The 3,931-nt window shown below is 38.4% G+C and carries 3 protein-coding genes; all 3 read right to left on the bottom strand.

Annotated features, from left to right (window positions below; all coding sequences use genetic code 11):
• Window positions 1-1,889 (bottom strand): glycogen debranching protein (locus ACTTG8_RS09860; protein ID WP_442561936.1); only part of this gene is annotated, 1,889 nt, incomplete at its 3' end.
• A 38-nt stretch (window positions 1,890-1,927) separates the two neighbouring features.
• Window positions 1,928-2,377: a D-aminoacyl-tRNA deacylase gene (gene dtd / locus ACTTG8_RS09855; protein ID WP_442561935.1), complete on the bottom strand. Its 450-nt coding sequence runs from the start codon at window positions 2,375-2,377 to the stop codon at window positions 1,928-1,930.
• A gap of 176 nt (window positions 2,378-2,553) precedes the next feature.
• On the bottom strand, window positions 2,554-3,852 hold the full coding sequence (eno, locus tag ACTTG8_RS09850) for a phosphopyruvate hydratase (protein ID WP_442561934.1): 1,299 nt from the start codon (window positions 3,850-3,852) through the stop codon (window positions 2,554-2,556).
• Window positions 3,853-3,931: the final 79 nt, after the last annotated feature.

Here is a 3,931-nt window from a genome sequence, read left to right as displayed (position 1 = left end):
CATACTATGTCATCTGCTGTATTATCCTTGTTTCTTCCGGCAAATATTACCCTAAGCACTTTAGTATGATCCGGTCCCAATGACCAGTTATCCGGAAATCCCAAAGAACAACCACCCATATATTTTCTTATTACAGGATGTTCATTCCTAAATTTAATCAAATGTCTAGTAAATCTAAAATGTTCCCTGTTTTTTTCTAAAAATCCCCATTCAAGCCAAGAAATAGGGCTATCCTGACAATATGTATTATTATTTCCATACTGAGTATTTAAGAACTCATCTCCTGCAAGAAACATAGGAGTGCCTCTGCTCATAAGAAGCGTTGTCATTGCATTTTTGCAAAGCCTATGACGGAGCTTATTTATATTTTCATTGTCCGTTTCACCTTCCCAGCCACAGTTCCAGCTCCTATTATCGTCTGCACCATCGGTATTATTCCAACCATTTGCCTCATTATGCTTGCCATTATAGCAGTACATATCCCAAAGCGTAAAACCATCGTGACAGTTTATGAAATTTACAGAGGCATTTTCTCCTCTATGTTCCGGATCATAAATATCTTTTGAACCTGCTATTCTTCTGGCTGCTACAGGCATAAGTCCTATGTCTCCCTTAAGAAAATCCCTTATATCATCACGATACTTACCATTCCACTCAGCCCAACGATTCCAAGAAGGAAAACTTCCTACCTGATACAGCCCTCCTGCATCCCAAGCCTCTGCTATAAGTTTCACATCTGCCAGTATCTGATCATGTGCAAGGTTCTGTAAAAGAGGTGCATTTGACATAGGGGAACCATCTTCATTCCTTCCCAATATACTCGCAAGGTCAAATCTGAATCCATCTACATGATAATCCGTTACCCAATACCTCAAACATTCCAGTATCATGTACCTTACAACAGGATGATTACAATTTAACGTATTACCACATCCACTGAAATTATAATATTCTCCCCTAGGAGTAAGCATATAATAAATATTATTGTCAAATCCCTTAAAAGAAATACTTGGGCCCATCTCATTTCCTTCAGCCGTATGATTAAACACTACATCAAGAAGACATTCAATCCCATTATCATGCAATCTCTTAATCAGCTTTTTAAGTTCAGTACCTGAACTATTATCCTCTGTCTTTGCAGCATAGCTGGTATTTGGTGCAAAAAAACTTATTGGATTGTATCCCCAATAATCTACAAGCACCTTATCATTATATTTTCTATTCTCTTTTATCTCATCAAATTCAAAGACCGGCATAAGTTCCACTGCATTTATCCCTAAGTCCTTGAGATAAGGAATTTTCTCCATCACTCCGGCAAAAGTTCCGGGATATTTTACCCCGGATGACTCATCCTTAGTAAAACCTCTTACATGCATCTCGTAAATCACGAGATCTTCAAGGCCTATATTAGGATTAGGCTCACTACCCCAGTCAAAATCATTACGCACTACTCTTGCCTTATAAAAAGACTTGCTGCTCTTCTTTTTGCCCCATTCGCTCTGTCCTGTAACAGACTTTGCATACATATCAAGCAAAATTCTATTTTTGTCAAATATCAAGCCTTTTTCTTTATCATAAGGGCCATCCACCCTATATGCATACTCAAATTCTTCAATATTAAGGTCAAAAACTATCATAGAATATACATTGCCTATCCTATAAGTTTTTGGAAAAGGTATAACTGCATAAGGCTCATCCTCTCTGTTTTTAAAAAGAAGAAGCTCCACACTTGTACCCCCATTAGTAGGAACAGTAAAATTCACACCACTGGGAATGGCTGTTGCCCCATTCTGTTCATACAGTCCCGGCCTTACCTTAAAACCATTAATTTCGTCTATTGGTCGAAGATGAAATCTTTCAAATGAAAGATTATTATTCGCTTCTGCCATTCTATCCTCCGATTACACACTTCATTTATATTTACAGATTATTTTAAATCTGCAGAATCCAAAATTATAGTAAATGGACCATCATTTGTAAGGGTTACTTTCATGTCTGCACCAAACTCACCCTGTTCAACCTTTTTTACCTTCTTTTTACATTCATCAATTATATAATGATATAACTCCTTAGCCATATCAGGAGCACCACAAGTTGTAAATCCCGGTCTATTGCCATGGCTTGTATCTGCATACAATGTAAACTGGGATATCAGTAACAGCTCTCCATTCATATCATTTATGCTAAGATTTGTTTTACCATTTTCATCTGCCATTATTCTAAGCCCAATCAGCTTTTTTATCATTTTATCAGCTACTTCTTTGGTGTCATCTTTTCCAACACCTATCAGCACCATATATCCTCTACCTATGGCACCACGTACTTTTCCATCTATCTTCACATCCGAATTTTCTACAACCTGAATCACAAAACGCATAAACTTAATCCTTTTTCTCTCTATGCAACACAAAACCATTCAACACAAAACCACCGTACCGATTAACAATCGGTACGGCAGTTCAAATATCTAATCATCAGTTTTAGCAATGCTGTCACTTCCATCTTGTAATAATAATGCCTTTTACTAACGATAATTTTTATCAATAATTCATATTACTTGCGATTAAATGCATTTACTCCTGGCCAGTAAGCTGCCTCACCAAGTTCCTCTTCAATTCTAAGAAGCTGGTTGTACTTAGCTACACGCTCACTTCTACTTGGAGCACCTGTCTTAATCTGGCAGGTATTGAGAGCTACTGCAAGGTCAGCAATAGTTGTATCCTCTGTCTCACCTGAACGATGTGAAGAAATTGCTGTATATCCTGCCTTGTGAGCCATCTTAATAGCCTCAAGAGTCTCAGATACAGAACCAATCTGGTTAAGTTTGATAAGGATAGAGTTAGCAGCACCAAGTTCGATACCCTTAGCAAGTCTTTCTGTATTAGTAACGAAAAGGTCATCACCAACAAGCTGAACCTTGTGACCAATCTTCTCAGTCATCTTCTTCCAACCTTCCCAATCCTCTTCATCAAGACCATCCTCAATAGAGTAAATTGGATATTTATCAACAAGGCTCTCCCAGTGAGCAATAAGCTCATCAGATGTAAACTTCTTGCCTGACTTTGGCTGTAAGTAGTGTCCAACACCCTGCTCTCTGTCCTTCCACTCAGAAGAAGCAGCATCCATAGCTATAACGAAATCTGTACCTGCCTTGTAGCCAGCATCTTCGATAGCCTTGATGATGTGGTCAATAACATCCTCATCATCCTTAAGGTTAGGAGCAAAACCACCCTCATCACCTACAGCTGTAGTATGTCCTTCTTTCTTAAGAAGTGACTGAAGTGAGTGGAATACCTCTGCACACATTCTAAGGCCATCACTAAAGCTCTTAGCTCCTGAAGGCATAATCATAAATTCCTGTGTATCTACAGAGTTAGTAGCATGAGCTCCACCGTTTAAGATATTCATCATAGGAAGTGGAAGTCTATTAGCATTTGCACCACCTAAGAATCTGTAAAGAGGAATCTCAAGAGCATTAGCTGCTGCTCTTGCTGCCGCTATTGATACAGCAAGAATAGCATTAGCACCAAGCTTTGACTTATCCTTTGTTCCATCAGCCTTAATCATAGCTGCATCTACTGCATAAATATCAAATGCGCTTACTCCCTGAAGCACGTCATTTATAACTGTATTAATATTCTCAACTGCCTTAAGAACACCCTTACCACCATAACGAGCCTTGTCTCCGTCACGAAGCTCAAGAGCCTCAAACTCACCTGTAGAAGCACCACTTGGAGCAGTTCCCCTTCCTACAGTTCCATCAACTAAAATAACTTCAGCCTCAACAGTAGGATTGCCTCTGGAGTCAATAATTTCTCTACCAATTACTTTCTCAATTTCTAAATAATTCATTTCTTCTTCCTTTCCATGCTTTCTGCATTGTAAAGTATTATTAGACACCTCAAATGATACCATAATTAGTTAAAAAAAA

The sequence above is a fragment of the Catonella sp. genome (assembly GCF_052173895.1).
Lineage (GTDB): Bacteria > Bacillota > Clostridia > Lachnospirales > Lachnospiraceae > Catonella.
This window is presented reverse-complemented; position numbering and strand designations above follow the sequence as displayed.